This is a genomic window from Paractinoplanes aksuensis (assembly GCF_024137025.1).
In the GTDB taxonomy this organism is placed as follows: Bacteria; Actinomycetota; Actinomycetes; order Mycobacteriales; family Micromonosporaceae; genus Actinoplanes; species Actinoplanes aksuensis.
The window spans coordinates 24,239-45,822 of record NZ_JAMYJR010000058.1; the positions used below are offsets into that span (position 1 = coordinate 24,239).

At 68.9% G+C, this 21,584-nt stretch carries 18 protein-coding genes; 1 reads left to right on the forward strand and 17 read right to left on the reverse strand.

Annotated elements, in window-relative coordinates:
* Nucleotides 1–2: 2 nt before the first annotated feature.
* The 17 genes from M1L60_RS43280 to mqnC all read right to left on the reverse strand — a co-directional run bounded on the left by M1L60_RS43280 (nucleotide 3) and on the right by mqnC (nucleotide 18,407).
* Nucleotides 3–1,544, reverse strand: a complete 1,542-nt coding sequence (locus tag M1L60_RS43280) for an NADH-quinone oxidoreductase subunit M (RefSeq protein ID WP_253243436.1) — start codon at nucleotides 1,542–1,544, stop codon at nucleotides 3–5.
* A complete protein-coding gene (nuoL, locus tag M1L60_RS43285) occupies nucleotides 1,541–3,463 on the reverse strand; it encodes an NADH-quinone oxidoreductase subunit L (protein WP_253243437.1) in 1,923 nt (640 codons plus the stop codon). Before nuoL ends, M1L60_RS43280 begins: the two co-directional genes overlap by 4 nt.
* 12 nt (nucleotides 3,464–3,475) lie before the next feature.
* Complete coding sequence (gene nuoK / locus M1L60_RS43290; protein ID WP_253243438.1) at nucleotides 3,476–3,775, reverse strand: NADH-quinone oxidoreductase subunit NuoK; 300 nt, start codon at nucleotides 3,773–3,775, stop codon at nucleotides 3,476–3,478.
* A complete protein-coding gene (locus tag M1L60_RS43295; protein ID WP_253243439.1) occupies nucleotides 3,772–4,515 on the reverse strand; it encodes an NADH-quinone oxidoreductase subunit J in 744 nt (247 codons plus the stop codon). The genes nuoK and M1L60_RS43295 overlap by 4 nt, the downstream gene beginning before the upstream one ends.
* On the reverse strand, nucleotides 4,515–5,108 hold the full coding sequence (gene nuoI / locus M1L60_RS43300; protein WP_253243440.1) for an NADH-quinone oxidoreductase subunit NuoI: 594 nt from the start codon (nucleotides 5,106–5,108) through the stop codon (nucleotides 4,515–4,517). Before nuoI ends, M1L60_RS43295 begins: the two co-directional genes overlap by 1 nt.
* Nucleotide 5,109: 1 nt before the next feature.
* Nucleotides 5,110–6,477, reverse strand: coding sequence for an NADH-quinone oxidoreductase subunit NuoH (gene nuoH, locus M1L60_RS43305; RefSeq protein ID WP_253243441.1), 1,368 nt, complete (start codon nucleotides 6,475–6,477; stop codon nucleotides 5,110–5,112).
* Entirely contained in the window at nucleotides 6,474–9,002 is a 2,529-nt protein-coding gene (locus M1L60_RS43310; protein ID WP_253243442.1) for an NADH-quinone oxidoreductase subunit G, read from the reverse strand. The genes nuoH and M1L60_RS43310 overlap by 4 nt, the downstream gene beginning before the upstream one ends.
* A gap of 1 nt (nucleotide 9,003) precedes the next feature.
* A complete protein-coding gene (nuoF, locus tag M1L60_RS43315) occupies nucleotides 9,004–10,320 on the reverse strand; it encodes an NADH-quinone oxidoreductase subunit NuoF (RefSeq protein ID WP_253243443.1) in 1,317 nt (438 codons plus the stop codon).
* Nucleotides 10,317–11,342, reverse strand: a complete 1,026-nt coding sequence (gene nuoE, locus M1L60_RS43320) for an NADH-quinone oxidoreductase subunit NuoE (protein ID WP_253243444.1) — start codon at nucleotides 11,340–11,342, stop codon at nucleotides 10,317–10,319. Before nuoE ends, nuoF begins: the two co-directional genes overlap by 4 nt.
* Nucleotides 11,342–12,667, reverse strand: a complete 1,326-nt coding sequence (locus M1L60_RS43325) for an NADH-quinone oxidoreductase subunit D (protein WP_253243445.1) — start codon at nucleotides 12,665–12,667, stop codon at nucleotides 11,342–11,344. Before M1L60_RS43325 ends, nuoE begins: the two co-directional genes overlap by 1 nt.
* A complete protein-coding gene (locus tag M1L60_RS43330) occupies nucleotides 12,664–13,281 on the reverse strand; it encodes an NADH-quinone oxidoreductase subunit C (protein ID WP_253243478.1) in 618 nt (205 codons plus the stop codon). The genes M1L60_RS43325 and M1L60_RS43330 overlap by 4 nt, the downstream gene beginning before the upstream one ends.
* A 77-nt stretch (nucleotides 13,282–13,358) precedes the next feature.
* Nucleotides 13,359–14,030, reverse strand: coding sequence for a NuoB/complex I 20 kDa subunit family protein (locus M1L60_RS43335; protein ID WP_253243446.1), 672 nt, complete (start codon nucleotides 14,028–14,030; stop codon nucleotides 13,359–13,361).
* A gap of 6 nt (nucleotides 14,031–14,036) precedes the next feature.
* On the reverse strand, nucleotides 14,037–14,402 hold the full coding sequence (locus M1L60_RS43340) for an NADH-quinone oxidoreductase subunit A (RefSeq protein ID WP_253243447.1): 366 nt from the start codon (nucleotides 14,400–14,402) through the stop codon (nucleotides 14,037–14,039).
* 70 nt (nucleotides 14,403–14,472) lie between these two features.
* A complete protein-coding gene (locus tag M1L60_RS43345) occupies nucleotides 14,473–15,768 on the reverse strand; it encodes a geranylgeranyl reductase family protein (RefSeq protein ID WP_253243448.1) in 1,296 nt (431 codons plus the stop codon).
* Between the two features lie 97 nt (nucleotides 15,769–15,865).
* On the reverse strand, nucleotides 15,866–16,135 hold the full coding sequence (locus M1L60_RS43350; RefSeq protein WP_253243449.1) for a hypothetical protein: 270 nt from the start codon (nucleotides 16,133–16,135) through the stop codon (nucleotides 15,866–15,868).
* Between the two features lie 57 nt (nucleotides 16,136–16,192).
* A complete protein-coding gene (locus M1L60_RS43355; RefSeq protein ID WP_308208631.1) occupies nucleotides 16,193–16,888 on the reverse strand; it encodes a demethylmenaquinone methyltransferase in 696 nt (231 codons plus the stop codon).
* A gap of 277 nt (nucleotides 16,889–17,165) precedes the next feature.
* Nucleotides 17,166–18,407 (reverse strand): cyclic dehypoxanthinyl futalosine synthase, encoded by a 1,242-nt coding sequence (gene mqnC, locus M1L60_RS43360; protein WP_253243450.1) that lies wholly within the window; start codon nucleotides 18,405–18,407, stop codon nucleotides 17,166–17,168.
* Between the two features lie 110 nt (nucleotides 18,408–18,517).
* On the opposite strand from mqnC, the gene M1L60_RS43365 reads away from it, so the two are divergent.
* Entirely contained in the window at nucleotides 18,518–21,583 is a 3,066-nt protein-coding gene (locus M1L60_RS43365) for a DEAD/DEAH box helicase (protein WP_253243451.1), read from the forward strand.
* Nucleotide 21,584 lies beyond the last annotated feature (1 nt).

Genomic DNA, 21,584 nt, shown 5'->3' on the forward strand with positions numbered 1-21,584 from the left:
GGCTAGCGCGCCACCCTTTCGTTAGCGACGACCGCCGTCGGCCCCGGATCCTGGACCCCGACGTCCGACATGGTCGCCTCGACCGCCGGGTTGATCACGTCGGTGACCGGCTTGGGATAGAAGCCGAGCAGAATGATCAGCAGGATGAGCGGGGCCACCACGACCTTCTCGCGAAGCGTGATGTCCTTCTTCATCGCCGGCACCTCGGCGAGGGCCGGGTTGAGGGTGCCCTGCGTGGTGCGCTGCACCATCCAGAGCACGTAGGCGGCGGCCAGGATGATGCCGGCGGTGGCCACCACCGCGTACGCCGGGTGGACCGTGAACGTGCCGATCAGCACCAGGAACTCGCTGATGAACGGGGCCGTGCCGGGCAGGGCCAGCGAGGCCAGACCGGCGAAGAAGAACACCCCGGCCAGCACCGGGACGAGCTTGCCGGCGCCGCCGAAGTCGCTGATCAGGTTGGAGCCGCGACGGGCCACGAACATGCCGACCACGATGAACAGCAGACCGGTCGCGAGACCGTGGTTGACCATGTAGAGCACTGAGCCGGTGCCTGCCTGCGTGGTGAAGGCGAAGATGCCGATGCCGATGAAGCCGAAGTGCGCGATCGACGTGTACGACACCAGCCGCTTGAGGTCGTTCTGGCCGACCGCCAGCAGCGCGGCGTAGATGATGCCGATGACGCCGAGCACCAGCGCCGCCGGGGCGAACCAGCGCGACGCCTCCGGGAACAGCGAGAGGCAGTAGCGCAGGATCCCGAACGTGCCGACCTTGTCCATCACGCCGACGAGCAGCGCGGCGGCGCCGGCCGGGGCCGCACCACCCGCGTCCGGCAGCCAGGTGTGGAACGGGAAGAACGGCGCCTTGATCGCGAAGGCCACGAAGAAGCCGAGGAACAGCCAGCGGGCCGTGTTCTGGTCGATCGACGAGGCGGCCTCGGTGAGCTTGGTCCAGTCGAACGTGTGACCGCCGACCACCCACAGCCCGATCACCGCGGCCAGCATGAACAGACCGCCGACGAGGCTGTAGAGGAAGAACTTGACCGCCGCGTACTGGCGGCGCTGCCCGCCGAACGACCCGATGATGAAGTACATCGGGATCAGCATGATCTCGAAGAACACGTAGAACAGGAAGATGTCGGCCGCCGCGAAGACGCCGATCATCGTGAACTCGAAGGCCAGCAGCAGCGAGAAGTAGATCGGGGCCGAGCGGTTGCTCTTCTCGACGTCGTGCCAGGAGGCCAGGATCACGACCGGGAACAGGATCGCGATCAGCATGAGCATGACCAGCGCGATGCCGTCGGCGGCGAACGTGAACCGGGCGTCCCAGGACGGGATCCAGGCGTACGACTCACGGAACTGGAAGCGGTCGCCGCCCGCGTTGAAGGCGATCCACATGACGATGCTCAGCACGAGCACGACCAGCGACCACCCGAAGGCGATCGTCTTGGCCAGCTCGGCCTTCGCCTTCGGCACGAGCGCCACGACGATGGCGCCCACCAAGGGCAGCAACGTCAGAATGGACAGGAACGGAAAGTCGTTCACGCCAACCACCCAAGCTGGATCGCGAGGAAGGCGCCGACGACAAGTACGGCACCGGTGAGCATCGATAGGGCGTACGACCGCACGAAGCCGGTCTGCAGCCTGCGGAGCCGCCCGGAGGTGCCGCCGATACCGGCCGCGATCCCGTTGACCAGCCCGTCGATGCCCTTGTTGTCGAGGAAGACCAGCGCCCGGGTGAGGTAGATCCCCGGCCGCTCGAACACCGCCTCGTTGATCGCGTCGGTGTAGAGGTTGCGGCGGGCCGCGGTCACCACGACCCCGGCCGGCTGCGGCTCGAGCGCCGTCCCCTTACGGAACAGCAGCCAGGCCAGACCCGCGCCGAGCACCGTGAGCGCGATGCCCAGGATGTTGATCACCCCGTGCGGCATGACCGCGTGGTGCTCCTCGTGCTCACCGAAGACCGGGACGAGCCAGTCCGCCACCGAGGTGTGCATCAGGTAACCGGCCACGAGCGAGCCGAGGCCGAGCAGGATCAGGGGCACCGTCATGATGAACGGCGACTCGTGCGGGTGCTTGTTGTCTTCCGTGTACCGCTCCGGCCCGTGGAAGGTCAGCACGAACAGCCGCGTCATGTAGAACGCGGTCAGGCCGGCGCCGAGCAGGGCCGCCCAGCCGAAGAGCCAGGCCGTCCAGTCGCCCCGCTCGAAGGCGGACGCGATGATCGGCTCCTTCGAGTAGTAGCCGGACAGCGGCGGGATGCCGATGATCGCGAGCCATCCGGCCCCGAAGGTGAGCCAGGTGAACTTCATGTACTTGCGCAGCCCGCCGAAGCGCCGGATATCGACTTGGTCGTGCATGCCGTGCATGACCGAGCCGGCCCCGAGGAACATGTTGGCCTTGAAGAAGCCGTGCGCCAGCAGGTGGATGATCGCCAGCGCGTACGCCCCGCCGCCGAGCCCGACACCGAGGAACATGTAACCGATCTGGCTCACGGTCGACCAGGCCAGCACCCGCTTGATGTCATCCTTGGCCGCGCCGATGATGCAGCCCATCAACAGCGTCAGGGCGCCGACGCTGACCACCACGACCTGCAGCGTCGTGTTGGCCGAGAAGATCGCGTTGGAGCGGGCGATCAGGTAGACGCCCGCGGTGACCATCGTGGCCGCGTGGATGAGGGCCGAGACCGGGGTCGGGCCCTCCATCGCGTCGGGCAACCAGGCGTGCAGCGGGAACTGACCGGACTTACCGGCCGCGCCGAGCAGCAACAGCAGCCCGAGGATGAGCACCGTGGTCGAGCTGAGCGCGCTCACGTTGCCGAAGACCTCGTCGTACTGGGTGGTGCCGAGCGTCGCGAACATCACGAAGATGCCGATGGCCAGGCCGGCGTCGCCGACCCGGTTCATCAGGAACGCCTTCTTACCGGCGGTGGCCGCGGAGGGCCGGGTCGTCCAGAACGAGATCAGCAGGTACGAGGCGAGACCGACGCCCTCCCAGCCGAAGTAGAGCATCACGTAGTTGTTGCCGAGAACCAGCAGCAACATCGCCGCGACGAAGAGGTTGAAGTAGGCGAAGAACTTACGACGGCCCGGGTCGTGCTCCATGTAGCCGACCGCGTACAGGTGGATCAGCGAGCCGACGCCCGTGATCAGCAGAACGAAGACGCCGGCCAGCGGATCGAACAGCAACCCGAAGTCGACGTGCAGGTTCCCGACCGCGATGAAGTCCCACAGGCTCTGCTGAGCCGAACGCTGCCCCTCCTCGAGACCACTCAGGCTGATGAAGAAGACCAGCCCGAGCACGAAGGAGGCCGCCACCGCGAGGACGCCGAGCCAGTGCCCCCACTTGTCGGCGCGCTTGCCCAACAGGAGCAGGATCGCGGCGCTGGCGAGCGGAATGGCCACCAGCAGCCAGATTCCGCTCAGCGCCCCCGTCGCGGAGGCGTACTCCACTGTCTGTTCCACGTGAAGGCCCCTTTAGTACTTCAGAAGGTTCGCGTCGTCGACACTCGCGGAGCGTCGCGTACGGAAGATCGACATGATGATCGCGAGCCCCACCACAACCTCGGCGGCGGCCACGACCATCACGAAGAACGAGATGATCTGGCCGTCCAGGTTGCCGTTGATGCGGCTGAAGGTGACCAGCGCGAGGTTCGCGGCGTTGAGCATGAGCTCGATGCACATGAACAGCACGATCGCGTTGCGGCGGATGAGCACCCCGGCGGCACCGATGGTGAACAGGATCGCCGCGAGTACGAGGTAGTAGTCGGGAGTCACTTCTCGGTTCCCTTCGGTGCCGCCTCGTCCGAAGTCAACTCGCGGACGGGCAGGATCGGGGAGATGCTGCGCTCGGAGCCGTTGCCGTCCGGCAGTCGCGCGGGCGCGGCCACCGACATGGTGTTGGCGTAGACACCCGGGCCGGGCTTGGCCCCCGGGTAGTTGCCGGGCCGGAAGCGCTCCTTCATCCGGGTCGCCTGGTCCACGGTGTCGGCCTTGTCGCGCTGGACGTGGGCCAGGATCATGGCGCCGACCGCGGCCGTGATCAGCAGGGCCGAGGTGACCTCGAAGGCGAACACGTACCGGGTGAACAGCAGCGAGGCGAGCCCCTGCACGTTGCCGCCGGCGTTCGCGTCGGTCAGCCCGACCGCGGTGGTGTCGCCGAGCGAGCGGGCCAACCCGGTGCCGACCAGCGCGGCGAACCCGACACCGAGCAGGACCGCGGCGATCCGCTGGCCGCGCAAGGTCTCGATCAGCGAGTCCGAGGCGTCCCGGCCGACCAGCATGAGCACGAAGAGGAACAGCATCATGATCGCGCCGGTGTAGACGATGATCTGCACCGCGCCCAGGAACGGGGCCGAGTTGACCACGTAGAGGAAGCCCAGGCAGAGCATCGTCACGACGAGCCAGAGCGCGGAGTGGACCGCGTTGCGGGCCAGCACCATGCCGAGCGCGCCGATGACGGCGAGCGAGCCCAGGATCCAGAAGGCGACGGCTTCACCGGTGGAGACGGTGTCCATCAGACGGCCTCCTTCGAAGCCTGACCCGTGGCGTCCTCAGCCTCGTTGGTGGCCCAGGGAGCCCGCTCGGCGCCGACCGAGGTGCCCGGGTTCTCGAGCGCGCCGACGTAGTAGTCCTTGTCGGTGTCGCCCAGGCGCATCGGGTGCGGCGGCTGCTCCATGCCGGGCAGCAGCGGGGCCAGCAGTTCCTTCTTGGTGAAGATGAGGTCTTGCCGGTTGTCGCGGGCCAGCTCGTACTCGTTGCTCATGGTGAGCGACCGGGTCGGGCAGGCCTCGATGCAGAGCCCGCAGAAGATGCAGCGGGCGTAGTTGATCTGGTAGATCCCGGCGTAGCGCTCACCCGGCGAGAACCGCTGCTCGTCGGTGTTGTTGGCGCCCTCGACATAGATCGCGTCGGCCGGGCAGGCCCAGGCGCACAGCTCGCAGCCGATGCACTTCTCGAGGCCGTCCGGGTGCCGGTTGAGGATGTGCCGGCCGTGGTAGCGCGGGGCCGGGGTCGGCGGTGTGAAGGGGTAGTCGGTCGTGATGACCTTGCGGAACATGTGCGCGAAGGTCACCCCGAAGCCCTTGAAGGAGCCGGTGAACGTACCCACGTCACACCTCCTTGTTTTCGTCGGGCGACCCGACCGCGGCCGGAGTGCGTTCGGCCACGGCCCGGCGGGCCCGTGGACTGGGGGGAACCTGCAGGTCCATCGGTGGCACCGGGAAGCTGCCCGGTGGTCGCGAGGCCAGCTCTTCCTCGATGGAGATCTGACGGGGCTTGCGCGCGGCCGGCCACAGCATGGCGATCAGCAGGATCACCACGACGATGCCGACGATCGAGAACCACTTGGCCTGCTGCGAGAGCTCGTTGTTGGCGACCTTGACGTAGCTCAGGAAGAGGATCCACACCAGGTTGACCGGGATGAGGACCTTCCAGCCGAAGCGCATGAACTGGTCGTAGCGCATGCGGGGCAGCGTGGCCCGCAGCCAGATGAAGCCGAACAGCAGCAGGAACACCTTGCCGAAGAACCAGATCAGCGGGAAGTAGCCGGAGTTCGCGCCCTCCCACCAGCCGGTGATCGGCCACGGGGCCCGCCAGCCGCCGAGGAACAGCGTGGTCGCGAAGGCCGAGACGGTGATCATGTTGATGTACTCGGCCAGGAAGAACAGCGCGAACTTGAACGACGAGTACTCGGTGTGGAAGCCGCCGACCAGCTCGGACTCCGCCTCGGGCAGGTCGAACGGGGCGCGGTTGGTCTCACCCACGGCGGCGATGCAGTAGACGACGAAGCTGGGCAGCAGCAGCACCGCGTACCAGCTCGGGGTCGTCACCTCCCAGCCGAACAGGTCGACCGGGTTGCCGTGGGCCTGGGCGGCCACGATCTGCGAGGTGCTCATCGAGCCGGCCGTCATGAAGACCGCCACGATCGACAGGCCCATGGCGACCTCGTACGAGATCATCTGTGCGCTCGACCGCAGACCACCCAGCAGCGGGTAGGTCGAGCCGGACGCCCAGCCCGCCAGCACCACGCCGTAGACGGCCATCGACGAGCAGGCCAGCAGCACGAGCACCGAGACCGGCACGTCGGTCAGCTGCAGAGCCGTCCGCTGGCCGAACATGGTGACCACGCCGCCAAACGGGATGACCGAGAACGCCGTGAAGGCGACCGTCGCCGAGATCACCGGGGCGATGAAGTAGACGACCTTGTCGGCCGTCTTCGGGATGATCTCTTCCTTGAACGGCAGCTTGACGCCGTCGGTGAGGCTCTGGAACCAGCCCTTGGGCCCGACCTGGTTGGGACCGGGCCGCACCGCCATCCGGGCCACGACCTTGCGCTCATAGTTGATCGTGATGAGCGTCAGCAGGAGCAGCACGACGAACAGGCCGAACAGCTTGATCAGCGAGATCCACCAGACGTCGTTCTCGAACGTCTCGAGCGTCGGGTCCACGGCCGTGGCCGCGAGAATCGACGTGTTCATGCGGTGACCTCCGACGAGGCGAGGAGCGGACCGGCCTTACCGGCGGAGAGCCGGACGACCGCACCCGCGGTGACGCCGAGGCTGCGACCGACGGTCGAGCCCGGCGAGTTGGTGGGCAGCCACACCACGCGGGCCGGCAGGTCACGGGTGACCTCGGCCGGCAGGGTGATCGCGCCGCGGTCGGTGCCGACGGTGACCGCGTCCCCGTCGATCACGCCGAGCGCCGCGGCCAGCTCCGAGCCGATCCGGGCCACCGGGGGCCGGGCCGTGCCGGCCAGCACGTCGTCGCCCTCGAGCAGCGTGCTCTGGTCGATCGCGTGGTGCCAGGTGGCCAGGACGGCCTCGTGCTCGCCGGTCGCGGGCAGCGCGGCCGGGGCGACCGCGGGGGCGACCGGACGGTCGGCCCGGCTGGGCGGCATCGTGCCGAGCTCCCGGCGGATGGCCATCACGTCGCCGGTCCCCAGCAGAATGCCTTTAGTCGGGTTTTGGGCGGCGGTGGGGTGGTTGGACGGGACGTCCATGAGAGCGGCGACCGCCTCGAGGACCCGGCCGTCGGTCATGGCCGTGGTCTTGAGCACCGTGTCGAAGGACCGCAGGCGGCCCTCCCAGTTGAGGTAGGTGCCGGACTTCTCGGCGGCCGGGGCGACCGGCAGCACGACGTTCGCCCGGCGGGTGACCGCGCTGTGCCGCAGTTCGAGGCTGACCACGAAGCCGGCCGCGTCGAGCGCCTGCTCGGCCAGCCGCGGGTCGGCCAGGTCGGCCGGGTCGACGCCGGCGACCAGCAGGCCGCCGAGCTGACCGGCGGCCGCGGCCGCGACGATCTGGTTCGTGTCCCGGCCCGGCCGGCTGGGCAGCGCGCCGGCGTCGGTGTCCCAGGCCAGCGAGATCTCGGCCCGGGCCGCCGGGTCGCCGACCGGGCGTCCGCCCGGCAGCAGGTTGGGCAGGCAGCCGGCGTCGATCGCGCCGCGGTCACCGGCCCGGCGGGGCACCCACGCGAGGCGGGCGCCGGTGCGGGCGGCCAGGGCGGCGGCGGCCGAGAGCGCGCCGGGCACGGTGGCCAGGCGCTCGCCGACGAGCAGCAGGGCGCCGGGCGCGGACAGCGCGGCGGCGACCGCCGGGTCCTCGGCCAGCACCCGGGCCTCGTCGCCGGGCACGGTCGGGATCAGCGCCGCGCCCATCTTGTCAAAACCCCGGGTCAGGTACGGCGCAACCGCCGTGACCTGGAGCTTCTTGCGCAGATGACCCTTGCGCAGGCGCAGGAAGAGGATGCCGCTCTCTTCCTCGGGCTCGAGTCCGGCGATCACCGCCGACGGGGCGTTCTCGACGTCGGTGTAGGTGACGTCGGAGACCCCGGCCACCGTGGCCGCCAGGAAGTCGGCCTCCTCGGCGCTCAGCGGGCGGGCCCGGAAGTCGATGTCGTTGGTGCCGAGGGCGAGCCGGGCGAATTTCGCGTACGCGTACGCGTCCTCCACCGTGAGCCGGCCACCGGCCAGCACCCCGACGCCGCCGTTGCCCCGCGCCGCCGTCAGCCCCTCGGCCGCGGCCAGCAGGGCCTCGCTCCAGGACGCCTCGCGCAGCTCACCGGAGTCGGCGTCGCGCACGAGCGGGTTCAGGATCCGCTCGCTCGAGGTCTGGTACTGGAAGCCCCACCGGCCCTTGTCGCAGTTCCACTCCTCGTTCACCGCCGGGTCGTCACCGGCCAGCCGGCGCAGCACCTTGCCGCGGCGGTGGTCGGCCCGCATCGAGCAGCCACTCGCGCAGTGCTCGCAGGTGGTGGGCGTGGAGACCAGGTCGAACGGGCGGGCGCGGAAGCGGTACTGCTCGCCGGTGAGCGCGCCGACCGGGCAGATCTGAATCGTGTTGCCCGAGAAGTACGAGTTGAAGGGAACGTCGCCCTCGCCCTCGCCGGCCTGACCGTCGCCGGTGCCGCGGCCGCCGAAGAAGTCGTCGCGGTAGACGTTGATCTGCTCGCCCGACGAGCGGTCCATCAGGTCGATGAACTTGTCGCCCGCGATCTCTTCGGAGAACCGGGTGCAGCGCTGGCAGAGGATGCAACGCTCACGGTCGAGCAGCACCTGGCTGCTGATGTGGATCGGCTTCTCGTACTCGCGCTTGTGCTCCTTGAAGCGGGAGTCGGCGCGCCCGTTGGTCATGGCCTGGTTCTGCAGGGGGCACTCGCCGCCCTTGTCGCAGGTCGGGCAGTCCAGCGGGTGGTTGGCCAGCAGCAGCTCCATCACGCCGCCCTGCGCCTTGGCGGCGACCTCGGACGTGAGCTGGGTCTTGACCACCATGCCCTCGGCCACCGTCTGGGTGCACGAGGCGACCGGCTTGCGCTGGCCCTCGATGTCGACCAGACACTGGCGGCAGGCGCCGGCCGGGGCCAGCAGCGGGTGGTCGCAGAAGCGCGGGATCGCGATGCCCATCCGCTCGGCGACGCGGATCACGAGCTCGCCCTTTTCGGCGGTGACCTCGATCCCGTCGATGGTGAGCGTGACGGTGTCGACCTTCTTGGCGACGTCGGTCATGTCAGTGCGCTCCAACCAGGGCCTTGGCGGACAGCCGCGGAGCGGTCCGGCCCTCGATGTAGTCCAGGTAGTCCTGGCGGAAGAACTTGAGCGTGGACATCACCGGGGTCGCGGCGCCGTCGCCGAGGCCGCAGAACGACCGGCCGAAGATGTTGTCGGCCGTGTCCTGCAGGGTGTCCAGGTCGGCGTACGTGCCCTCGCCGCTGAGAATGCGGCGGTAGGTCCGCACCATCCAGTAGTTGCCCTCGCGGCACGGGGTGCACTTGCCGCACGACTCATGGTGGTAGAACTCGAGCCACCGCCAGGTCGCGTAGACCGGGCAGTCCTGGTCGCTGAAGATCTGCATGGCCGTGGTGCCCAGGATCGAGCCGGCCGCGGCGACACCCTCGAAGTCCATCGCGGTGTCGATGTGCTCGGCCGTGAGCAGCGGGGTCGACGAGCCGCCAGGCGTCCAGAACTTCAGGTTGTGACCGGGCTTCATGCCGCCGGCCAGCTCGATGAGCTCCCGCAGCGTGATGCCGAGGCCACATTCGTACTGACCCGGGTTGGCGACGCGGCCGGAGAGCGAATAGATCATCGGGCCCGACGACTTCTCGGTGCCCATGCTCTTCCACCAGTCGGCCCCGCCGAGCACGATGTACGGCACCGAAGCGATCGTGCCGACGTTGTTGACCACCGTGGGGCTGGCGTAGAGCCCGGCGATGGCCGGGAACGGCGGGCGCAGCCGGGGCTGGCCGCGGAAGCCCTCGAGCGAGTCGAGCAACGCCGTCTCTTCGCCGCAGATGTAGGCGCCGGCGCCGCTGTGCACGACCAGTTCGAGGTCGAAGCCCGTACCCAGGATGTTGGTGCCCAGGTAGCCCTTGGCCTTGGCCTCGGCCACCGCGCTGCGCAGCCGGCGGGCGGCGTGCACGGCCTCGCCGCGGATGTAGATGAAGGCCCGGTTGGCGCGGATCGCGTACGAGGCGATGATCGCCCCTTCGATCAGCGAGTGCGGGTCGTACGTCATCAGGGGCAGGTCTTTGCAGGTGCCCGGCTCGCCCTCGTCCGCGTTGATCACGAGGTAGTGCGGCTTGCCGTCCCCCTGCGGGATGAAGCCCCACTTGAGGCCGGTCGGGAAGCCCGCGCCGCCGCGGCCGCGCAGACCCGAGTCCTTGATCAACTGGATCAGGTCGTCGGGGTGGACGTCGAGGGCCTTGCGGAGCGCCGCGTAGCCGTCGAGCCGCTCGTAGACGTCCATCTTCCAGGCGTCCGGCGACAGCCAGCGCTTGGTCAGGACGGGGGTCAGCTTCTGCAGGATCTCACGCCGCGGCTGAGTCACTTCGCCTCCTCGGTACGGGCGGTGTCCCCGGCGGGCTTGCCGTCGCCGGCAGGCTCATTGGACGCGGTGCCGGCCGCTTCGGCCGGGTTCGAGGCGACCGGCTTCTTGGCCTCGGCCGTGCCGGTCTTGTCGGGCGTGCTCGCGTCGGGGTTGCGCTGCTCCGCCGTACGGGTCTGGGGGTCCTTGACGTCGCCGGCCCGCGTCGTCTTCCCGGCGTGGCCGGGCGTGACGGTGCTGACCGCGCTCTTCACCTTGTCGACCACGGTCGTGACCGTGCCCTTGCTCTCCTCGCGGGGCGAAGGCTTGGTCTTGGTGATCGGCGTGTCCAGGTTGAAGTTCGGGACGGCGACGCCGTGCTCCTGGGCCAGCGTCACGCCGCGCAGCGTCGGGGCTCCGGCCAGGCCGTCGGCCACCGCGCCCTCGCGGGGGTCGGCGAAACCGGCCAGCTGGGTCTGCATCTCTTTGAGCGAGCAGATGCGCGCGCCCCGGCTGGGCGTGGGCCGCCGGCCGTCGCGCAGCTGGTCGACCAGCTCGACGGCCGAGGCCGGGGTCGCCTCGTCGATGGCGAAGTCGTAGTTGACCGTCACCACCGGCGCGTAGTCGCAGGCGGCCAGGCACTCGGCGTGCTCCAGCGTGATGCGGCCGTCGCCGGTCGTCTCGTCGTGCCCGACCCCGAGGTGCTCGGAGAGCTGGTCGTAGACCTCTTGGCCGCCGAGCACGTTGCACAACGTGTTGGTGCAGACGCTGACCAGGTATTCACCGGTCGGGCGGCGCTTGTACATCGTGTAGAACGTGGCCACGGCGCCGACCTGGGCCTTGTTGATGCCCAGCACCTCGGCGCAGAAGGCGACGCCGTTCGGGCTGACGTGCCCCTCCTCGGTCTGCACGAGGTGCAGCAGCGGGAGCAGCGCCGAGCGGCTGCGGCCCTCCGGGTAGCGGGCGATGATCTCGAGCGCGGCCGGCAGCAAGCGCTCGGCCAGCGGGGCGGCGGCGGGGGAGAATTCCACCTCGGTGTCAGTCATTAACGGTCACACCCACCCATCACGGGGTCGAGGGACGCGCCGCCGGCGATCACGTCGGCCAGCAGCGCGCCTTCGGCCATCGCGGGGATGGCCTGGAGGTTCACGAAGCTCGGGTCCCGCATGTGGACCCGGTAGGGATGGGTGCCCCCGTCGGAGACGGCGTGCACGCCCAGCTCACCCCGCGGGTGCTCGATCGAGACGTAGACCTGTCCCGGCGGCACCCGGAAGCCCTCGGTGACGAGCTTGAAGTGGTGGATGAGCGACTCCATCGACTGGCCCATGATCTTGGCCACGTGCTCGAGCGAGTTGCCCATGCCGTCCAGGCCGACGGCCAGCTGCGCGGGCCAGGCGATCTTCTTGTCGCTGATGAAGATCGGGCCGGGCCGCAGCTTGTCGAGCGCCTGCTCGACGAGCTTGAGCGACTCCCGGATCTCGGCCAGGCGCACCTGGTAGCGGCCCCAGACGTCGGCCGTGGTGGCGGTCGGCACGTCGAACTCGTAGTTCTCGTACCCGCAGTACGGCATCGTCTTGCGCAGGTCCCAGGCCAGCCCGGCCGAGCGCAGCACCGGACCGGTGACGCCCATGGCCAGGCAGCCGGTGACGTCGAGGACGGCCACACCCTGCGTACGCTCCTGCCAGATGACCTGGCCCGAGAGCATGTCCTCGTATTCCTTGAGCTTCTTGGGCAGGTAGACCAGGAAGTCCTTGATCTTCTTGATCGCCGACTCGGGGATGTCCTGCGCGACGCCGCCCGGGCGGAAGTACGCGTGGTTCATCCGCAGGCCGCTGGTCTCCTCGAAGATGTCGAGGATGTACTCCCGCTCGCGGAACCCGTACAGCATCATCGAGATCGCGCCGAGCTCCATGCCCGTCGTGGCCAGCCACACCAGGTGCGACGAGATCCGGTTGAGCTCCATGAAGAGCACCCGGATCGTGTTGGCCCGCTCGGTGATGTCGTCGGTGATGCCGAGCAGCTTCTCGACCGCGAGGCAGTAACCGGCCTCGTTGAACAGCGGCGCCAGGTAGTCGGCGCGGGTCACGAAGGTCGTGCCCTGCGTCCAGTTGCGGTACTCGAGGTTCTTCTCGATGCCGGTGTGCAGGTAGCCGACCACGGGCCGGACCTCTTGGACGGTCTCGCCCTCGAGCTCGAGCACCAGCCGCAGCACGCCGTGCGTGGACGGGTGCTGCGGACCCATGTTGACGACGATCTTCTCGTTGCTCAGCGGGTCGACACTGCCCGTGACGGTGTCCCAGTCGCCGCCGGTGACCGTGAAGACGCGGCCCTCGGTGGTCTCTCGTTCGCTGGCGTATCCGGACTGTGTCATTGGTAGACCCTCCGCTGGTCAGGAGGCGGAATCTCGGCGCCCTTGTACTCGACGGGCACGCCGCCGAGCGGGTAGTCCTTGCGCTGCGGGAAGCCTTCCCAGTCGTCCGGCATCAGCACCCGGGTCAGGTTCGGGTGGCCGGTGAAGATCACCCCGAACATGTCGTACGTCTCCCGTTCCTGCCAGTCGGCGGTCGGATAGACGCTGGTGATGCTGGGAATGCTGTCGTCGGCCGCGATGGCCACCTCGAGGCGGACCCGGCGGCGGTAGGTCATCGAGGTCAGCTGGTAGACCACGTGCAGCCGGCGGGCGTCGCTGTTCAGGTAGTCGACGCCGGAGACCGAGGAGCACAGCTCGAAGCGCAGCGACTCGTCGTCGCGCATGATCTGCACGACCTCGAGGATCCGCTGGGGCTTGATGTGCAGGGTCAGCTCACCGCGGTCGACGACGACCTTCTCGATGGCGTCGGCGAAGCCCGGGTACGCCTCTTCGAGGGCGTCGGTGACCTCGTCGAAGTACCCGCCGTAGGGCTTGGCGGAGCCGGCCGTCTCGGGGTGCCGGCGGACCAGGCCACCGAAGCCGGAGACGTCGCCGGTGCCGGTGATGCCGAACATGCCCTTCTGCGGGCTGGACGGGGTCTGGGCCGGGGCGCCGAGGTTGGCGCCCTCGGGCGAGCTGGTGGGTTCGACGGTCACTTGCCCTCCCCTCGGAGGTGGGGCTGAAGCTTCATCCAGTTCTCGATGCGCAGCTGTTCCTCGCGGCCTTCCTTGACCGCCTGGGTCCACTCGGCCCGCCGGACCTTGTCGACCCGGTACGACGACGGCATCGCGCCCGGCGCCACGATCGGCACCTTGCCCTCGGCCTTGCGCGCCTCGAGCATCTTCTTGCCGTTCGGGCCGAGCGGGGCCGCCATGACCTTCTCGCGCATCTTGAGGATGGCGTCGATCAGCATCTCGGGCCGCGGCGGGCAGCCGGGCAGGTAGACGTCGACCGGCACGATGTGGTCGACGCCCTGCACGATCGCGTAGTTGTTGAACATGCCGCCGGACGAGGCGCACACGCCCATCGAGATCACCGAGCGCGGCTCGGGCATCTGGTCGTAGATCGTCCGGACGACGGGGGCCATCTTCTGGCTCACCCGGCCCGCGACGATCATCAGATCGGCCTGGCGGGGCGAGGCCCGGAAGACCTCCATGCCCCAGCGTCCGAGGTCGTAGTGGGGGCCACCGGCCGCCATCATCTCGATCGCGCAGCAGGCCAGGCCGAAGGTCGCGCCCCAGAACGAGGACTTACGGGCCCAGTTCGAGACCTTCTCGACGGAGGTGAGCAGGATTCCAGCAGGCAGTTTCTCTTCGATACCCATGGCGCATCAGTCCCAGTTGAGTCCGCCGCGTCGCCACACATATGTGTAGGCGATGAAGACGGTGACGATGAAGAGGACCATCTCGACGAATCCGAAGAGGCCGAGCGCTCCGAACGAGACGGCCCACGGGTAAAGGAAGATGGTTTCGATGTCGAAGATGATGAAGAGCATCGCGGTCAGATAGAACTTGACCGGGAAGCGGCCACCACCGACCGGCTGCGGCGCCGGCTCGATCCCGCACTCGTACGCGTCGAGCTTGGTGCGGTTGTATCGGTTCGGGCCGACGATCGGGGCGATCGACACCGAGAACAACGCGAAGAGCGCGCCGAGGATCAGTAACCCGACGATCGGGACATAAGGGTTGACCGTCATGATCTCTCCTGCTCGACTATTAACCCGTGCACACTATTAGTCCGATTTGTCCGACGGTCGCGCGGGGTCGTCATACCGCGGGTGCGACCTTGGTCAGACCGTTGATCACCCGGTCCATCGCGTCACCGCCCCGCGGGTCGGTGAGGTTGGCCAGCAGTTTCAGAACGAACCGCATCAGTGTCGGATGCGGCATGCCGTGTTTGGTGGCGATCCGCATGATTTGAGGGTTGCCGATCAACTTCACGAACACGCCACCGAGCCGGTAATAGCCGCCGAACCTGAGGCTGAGTTCTGTCGGGTACGCCCGCAGCGCGCGCTCCCGGTCGGGGCCGGCCGGCCGGGCCAGCGCCTGCACCGCGACCTCGGCCGCCAGTTCGCCGCTCTCCATCGCGTACGCGATGCCCTCGCCGTTCATCGGGTTGACCATGCCGCCGGAGTCGCCGACCAGCATCATGCCGCGGGTGTAGTGCGGCACCCGGTTGAAGCCCATCGGCAGCGCCGCGCCCAGGATCGGGCCGTCCGCGTTGGCCTCGTCGCGCAGCCCCCAGTCGGCCGGCGTCCCGGCCAGCCAGTCGGTGAGCATCGCGCGGTAGTTGGTCTTGCCGAACGCGCTGGAGCTGTTGAGGATGCCCAGGCCGACGTTGACCCGGCCGTCACCCAGTCCGAAGATCCAGCCGTAGCCGGGGAGCAGGCGCTCGCGGTCGGTCGAGCTGCGCAGTTCGAGCCAGGACTCGAGGTAGTCGTCGTCGGCCCGGACCGGCGACTGGTAGTAGCGCCGGACGGCCACGCCGAGCGGGCGGTCGTCGCGCTTGGTCAGGCCCATCGCGATCGGGAGCTTGCCCGAGACGCCGTCGGCCGCGATGACCAGCGGGGCCCGGAACTGCACGGGCTCCTTCTCGGGGCCGCTCTTGGCCTCGACGCCGATCGCGTGCCCGTCCTCGTCGAGCACCGGACCGGTCACGTTCACGCCGGTCCGCAGGATGACGCCCGCTTCGACGGCCCGGTTGGCCAGCATGTCGTCGAAGTCGAGACGGGTGCGGACCAGGCCGTAGTTGGGGAAGCTGGCCAGATCGGGCCAGTCGAGCTCGAGGCGGACGCCGCCCCCGATCACCCGCAGGCCCTTGTTCTGCAGCCAGCCGGCCTTCTCCGAGGTGTCGATGCCCATCCGCACCAGCTGGCGCACGGCGCGCGGGGTCAGCCCGTCGCCGCAGACCTTCTCGCGCGGGAATTCGGTCTTCTCCAGCAACAGGACTCTGAGTCCGTGCCGTGCCAGGTGATAAGCCGCCGCTGATCCGCCCGGACCGGCTCCGACAACGATGACGTCAGCCTCGTCGGCGATAAGCCCGGATGGTACTTGGTTGCGCACACCACACCTCCGTCTCGCAGCGGCTCGTGAAACAGTTCACAAGCAGCCCAAGTCGGAGTCTAGGACGGCCATCGAAGGTCGTTCCGGTAAGGGAACCCTAACTGTTTCGGCTGGGTGAATTGCCCTGTGCGAGAACTCTGTCCGCCGCGGTGCGGGCCTCACCGTCCAGAAACTCCCGGAAGTTGCCGTCCATGGCCTTGTCGAGGGCCACGATCAGGCTGTCCACCAGCTCCTGGGCCAGATCCGGGTCCTGCGCGGCGACCAGGCGGAGGCGGGTGGCGAGCTCCATGCCGCGGCGTTCGTCGGCGTCGCTCTCGTCGATCGCGATGTCGATGTCGGTGTCTTCGAGTTGCCCGAACGTCGTCATACACCGAGCCAAGCACCATTCGGCGCATTTAGGGGCGAAAGCCCGGTTTTACACTCTTCAGGCCTTGGTGGCCCGGTGAAGTGCGACGATGCCGCCGGTCAGGTTGCGCCAGCCGACCCGGCTCCAGGGCCCGGCGGCGGCGATACGTGCGGCCAGGGCCGGCTGGTCGGGCCAGGCGCGGATCGACTCGGCCAGATACACGTACGCCTCGGGGTTGCTCGACACGCTGCGGGCCACCGCCGGCAGCGAGCGCATGACGTACTGCATGTAGACGGTGTGGAAGGGCGCGAGGGTCGGGTGGCTGAACTCGCAGACCACCAGCCGCCCGCCGGGCCGGGTGATCCGGGCCAGCTCGCGCAGCGCCCCCTCGACGTCGACCACGTTGCGCAGCGCGAAGGAGATGGTGACGGCGTCGAACGTCTCGTCGGCGAACGGCAGCTTCAGCGCGTCCCCGGCGACCAGGGGCACCTGGCGACCGGCCCGGCGACCGGCCCGCAGCATGCCGGTGGAGAGGTCGGCCCCCACCGCGTACGCCCCGGACCGGGCCAGTTCCTCGGTGGAGATGCCGGTGCCGGCGCCGACGTCGAGCACCCGCTCGCCCGGGCGCAGGGCCAGCGCCGCGCGCGTCGCCCGTCGCCATCCCCGGTCTTGCCCGAAGGAGAGCACGGTGTTGGTCAGGTCGTACCGCTCGGCCACGCCGTCGAACATCTCGGCGACCTCGTGCGGCTGCTTGTCCAGGTCTGCGCGCGTCACGGGGTCAATACTCCCCCATGGGCAAAACAGAACGGGCGGGATGGTGACCCATCCCGCCCGTTCCTTGTGCGTTATATATACGACCGCCATCGGTCGGGTCTGCGGCCATCACCGGGCTGATCAGGTCCCGGGGATGAAGTTTTCGGTGTTACGCAGGCAACGTAACCAGGCGTCCAACACCGGCAACAGAGGTTCACGCTCCTCGTTATCGAGGAGCAACCCGGCCTCCCCGGTTCGGGGAGGGGGACCTGACCGAACGGTCAACCGCGACTGGCTGTCAGGACGCTTCAACCAGCGGTAGCTGCGTGCGGCCGGCGCCGCCGCCGGGCATCGCGATCGATGAGAAGTGCGAGACCACCCGGTCGTCGGTCGGGTCGTCGGCCGGCGTCTCGTGCACCGCCAGGTGGCGGTAAAGCGTGTCGCGCTGGGCCGGGATGCGGTCGCCGGTGCGGATCATCCAGATCAGCTCGTGCAGGTTGGACCGGTGCCGGGCGCCGGCCGAGGAGATCACGTTCTCCTCCAGCATGATCGAGCCGAGGTCGTCGACGCCGATGTGCAGCGAGAGCTGGCCGACGTCCTTGCCGGTGGTCAGCCACGACGCCTGCAGGTGCGAGACGTTGTCGAAGAACAGCCGCGACATGGCCAGGAAGCGCAGGTATTCCATCGTCGTGGCCTGGGTGCGGCCCTTGAGGTGGTTGTTCTCGGGCTGGTAGGTCCACGGGATGAACGCGCGGAAGCCCCCCACCGCGTGCGAGGTCTCGACGGCGTCGTCGCGGTAGCCGTTGGCGACAGCCAGGTCTTGCACGTCGCGGATCATGCGGATGTGCTCGATGCGCTCGGTGTGCGTCTCGCCCGTGCCCATCATCATCGTGGCCGTCGACGACAGGCCGTTGCGGTGCGCGACCGCCATCACCTCGAGCCAGCGGGCGCCGCTCTCTTTCAGCGGAGCGATGGCCCTGCGCGGCCGGTCGGGCAGCATCTCGGCGCCGGCCCCGGCGATCGAGTCGAGCCCGGCCGCCTTGATCCGCACGACCGCCTCCTCGATCGAGACGTTCGAGACCTTGGCCATGTGCAGGATCTCACTGGGGCCGATCGAGTGGATGGCCAGCTGCGGATAGGCCTGTTTGACCGAGGAGAAGAGGTTCTCGTAGTACTCCACGCCGAACTCGGGGTGGTGGCCGCCCTGCAGCATCACCTGGGTGGCGCCGAGATCGACCGCCTCCCCGCAGCGGTGCAGGATCTCTTCCATCGGGTGGGACCAGCCCTCTTTGTGCTTGGGGGCCCGGAAGAAGGCGCAGAACTTGCACGCCGTCACGCACACGTTCGTGTAGTTGATGTTGCGGTCGATCAGATAGGTGACGATGCCCTCGGGGTGCCGGCGTCGGCGCACGGCGTCGGCCGCCTCGCCCAGCGCGTGGAAGGGCGCCTCGGTATAGATGAGCAGCGCCTCTTCAGGCGTGATCCGCCCGCCGTCGGCGGCTCGCTGCAGGACGCTGTCGATCTCCGGGTTCGCCGTCACGTAGTCGAGGTTACGTCCCCGTCTCCCCGGTCGTCAGCGTGCCGGTGGCGTGGTTATGAGCACTCCGGTCGCCACCTCGTTACTCTCGATGGGTTCTCCAGGGGGTGTAGGTGCTTGTCGTGCATGGCGGCTGGCTGCCGGGCGCGGGCCGGCCGGGTCAGCTCGCGCTCTGGGCCGAGGACCCGTCTCTTCCTCTCACCACCAACTCGCGCGCACGGGAGCGGTCGCACCCGTTCGCCGTGACCGCCGAAAGCTTGCTGACCGCTTTAACCGAAACTTCCGATTACGTACGCGATGAGCTGGCCCAAGCCGAGCCCGGTGCGCACACGCTGCGCCTGCCCAGCACCGCCCGCGGCCCTCTCCCCTCCCCCGACACGGGCGCCGAGCCGGCCACCCGCGGCCTCCGGCTGGCCGAGTGGGAGGTGCCGGCCCTGCTCCTGCCGGGCGACGCCGCGCTGGCCGCGCTGAGTGCCCTGGCCGACCCCGGTGACGACTGGTCGCCCGGGTCCTCGTTGCGCTACCTCAGCGTCCTGGCCGGTCACGCCTGCGACCTGGCCCGCCGCGGCCGCATGCTGCCCCAGCTGGTCACCGAGGCCGGCCTGCCCACCGCCCGCTGGCGTCCGGTGGTCACCGGGGCCGACGCCGCCACCTACCGTGACTTCGCCGCGGCCATGCCCCCGGTGGTCCGGGCCGCCGACGACGGCGGGGTGAGCGCCACGCTGCGGGACGCGCTCGACTCGCTGGTTGACGGGGCCGCCCGCACGGTGATGCCGGAACGGATTCTGATCGGCCACCGCGCCGGGCCCAAGGCGCCCCTGCCCGACCGCTGGATCGCCGCGCTGACCGCGGACGACCCCACCCTGCCCGGGGCGAAGCCGGACGAACAGCGCGATCTGCGAAAGGCGCTCGACGACTGGCTGCACGCCGCGCACGAGGCCAACGGGCCGATCCGGGTCAGCTTCCGGCTGTTCGAACCGGAACCCGAGACGGACATGTGGCGGCTCGAGTTCGCGCTGCAGTCGGCCGAGGACCCGAGCCTCTATCTGCCGGCGGCCGAGGTGTGGACCGGTGGCTCGTTCCCCGGTCTGCCGCCGCGGCCCGACGAGGTGCTGCTGGCCGGGCTGGGCCGGGCCGTACGGCTGTTCCGGCTGCTCCACGTGGCCCTGCGCGACCAGGAGCCGGTCGGCCTCGAGATCGACACGTCGGAGGCGCACGAGTTCCTGCGGCAGGCGGCGCCGCTGCTCCAGGCGGCCGGCTTCGGCGTGCAACTGCCGTCGTGGGCCGGGCGCAAGGGGGTCGGGCTCAAGCTGACCACGCGGTCCAAATCGAAGAAGGGCACGTCGTCGCGGGCCGTGGCCGATTCCGGCTTCGGGCTCGACGAGATCGTCAGCTTCAAGATCGATCTGATCATCGGCGACAGCGAGGTCACCGCCGAGGAGCTGGCCGAGCTGGCCCGCCTCAAGGTTCCGCTGGTCCGCGTACGCGGGCAGTGGGTCGAACTCGACGACCGGCAGCTCAAGGCGGCGCTGAAAGCTGTCGGCAAACGCCGCGAGGGCGAGCTGACCGCGGGCGAGGTGCTGCAACAGGTCGTCGACGGCGGTGAGGAGGACCTGCCGCTGGTCGAGGTCGACGCCGACGGCATGCTGGGCGACCTGCTCTCCGGTCAGGCCGCCGAGCGACTCGCGCTGGTGCCGACGCCGCCCACCTTCCAGGGCACCCTCCGCCCGTACCAGGAACGCGGTCTTTCCTGGCTGCATTTCTTGTCGCGCCTGGGGCTGGGCGGAATCCTGGCCGACGACATGGGTCTGGGCAAGACCGCGCAGACTCTCTCGCTGCTGCTGGCTGAGCGCGAGTCCGTTGTGGACGCTACGGTGCCGGACTTTCTCCGGCCGCCCGAGGTCGCGCCGACGCTGCTCATCTGTCCTATGTCTCTGGTCAGCAACTGGTTCAAGGAGGCGGCCAAGTTCGCGCCCAGCCTGCGGGTATACGTGCACCACGGTGGCACCCGGCAACGCGGGGCCGATTTCGACGCGGCCGTGCAGAACGCCGATCTCGTGGTCACGACGTACGGCACGGCCGTGCGCGACCTCGCAACACTGCGCGATGTCCACTGGGGACGCGTCGTGTGCGACGAGGCGCAGGCCATCAAGAACAGCGGCACCCGGCAGGCCCAGGCCGTCCGTGCGGTGCCGGCCCGTTCGCGACTGGCCCTCACCGGAACGCCGGTCGAGAACCACCTGGCCGAGCTTTGGTCCATCATGGACTTTTGTAACCCGGGACTGCTCGGACCGGCCAAGCGGTTCCGCCGCCGCTTCCAGGAGCCGATCGAGGTGCGCCAGGACGAGGACGCGGCCGCCGCCCTCAAACGCGCCACCGGCCCGTTCGTGCTGCGCCGCCTCAAGACCGACAAGACCATCATCTCGGACCTGCCCGAGAAGAACGAGATGAAGGTCTGGTGCACGCTCACTCCCGAGCAGGCGACGCTCTACCAGGCTGTCGTCGAGGACATGATGGATGCCATCTCGGGCAGCGAAGGTATTCAGCGCCGGGGCAACGTGCTGGCCGCGATGACCAAGCTCAAGCAGGTCTGCAACCACCCGGCCCACCTGCTCAAGGACGGCTCGCGCCTGCCTGCCCGCTCGGGCAAGCTGGCCCGCCTCGAGGAACTCGCCGAAGAGATCATCGAGGATGGCGACAAGGCCTTGGTCTTCACCCAGTACGCCGAGTGGGGCTCGCTGCTGCAGCCGTATCTCGCCGCGCACCTCGACCGCCCGGTGCTGTGGCTCCACGGTGGACTGTCGAAGGCCAAGCGCGACGAGTTGGTCGAGCGCTTCCAGACCGACGACGAGCCGATGCTGTTTCTCCTGTCGCTGAAGGCGGCCGGCACCGGCCTCAACCTCACCGCAGCCAACCATGTCGTCCACTTCGACCGGTGGTGGAACCCGGCCGTCGAGGACCAGGCCACTGACCGCGCTTTCCGCATCGGACAGTCGCGCAACGTCCAGGTCCGTAAGTTCATCTGCACCGGCACGCTGGAAGAGAAGATCGACGCGATGATCGAGCGCAAGAAGGCGCTGGCGTCCTCGGTCGTCGGCACCGGCGAGGACTGGATCAGCGAGCTCAACACCGACCAGCTGCGCGAACTGTTCGCGCTCGACCCCGCGGCGGTGCGTTGAC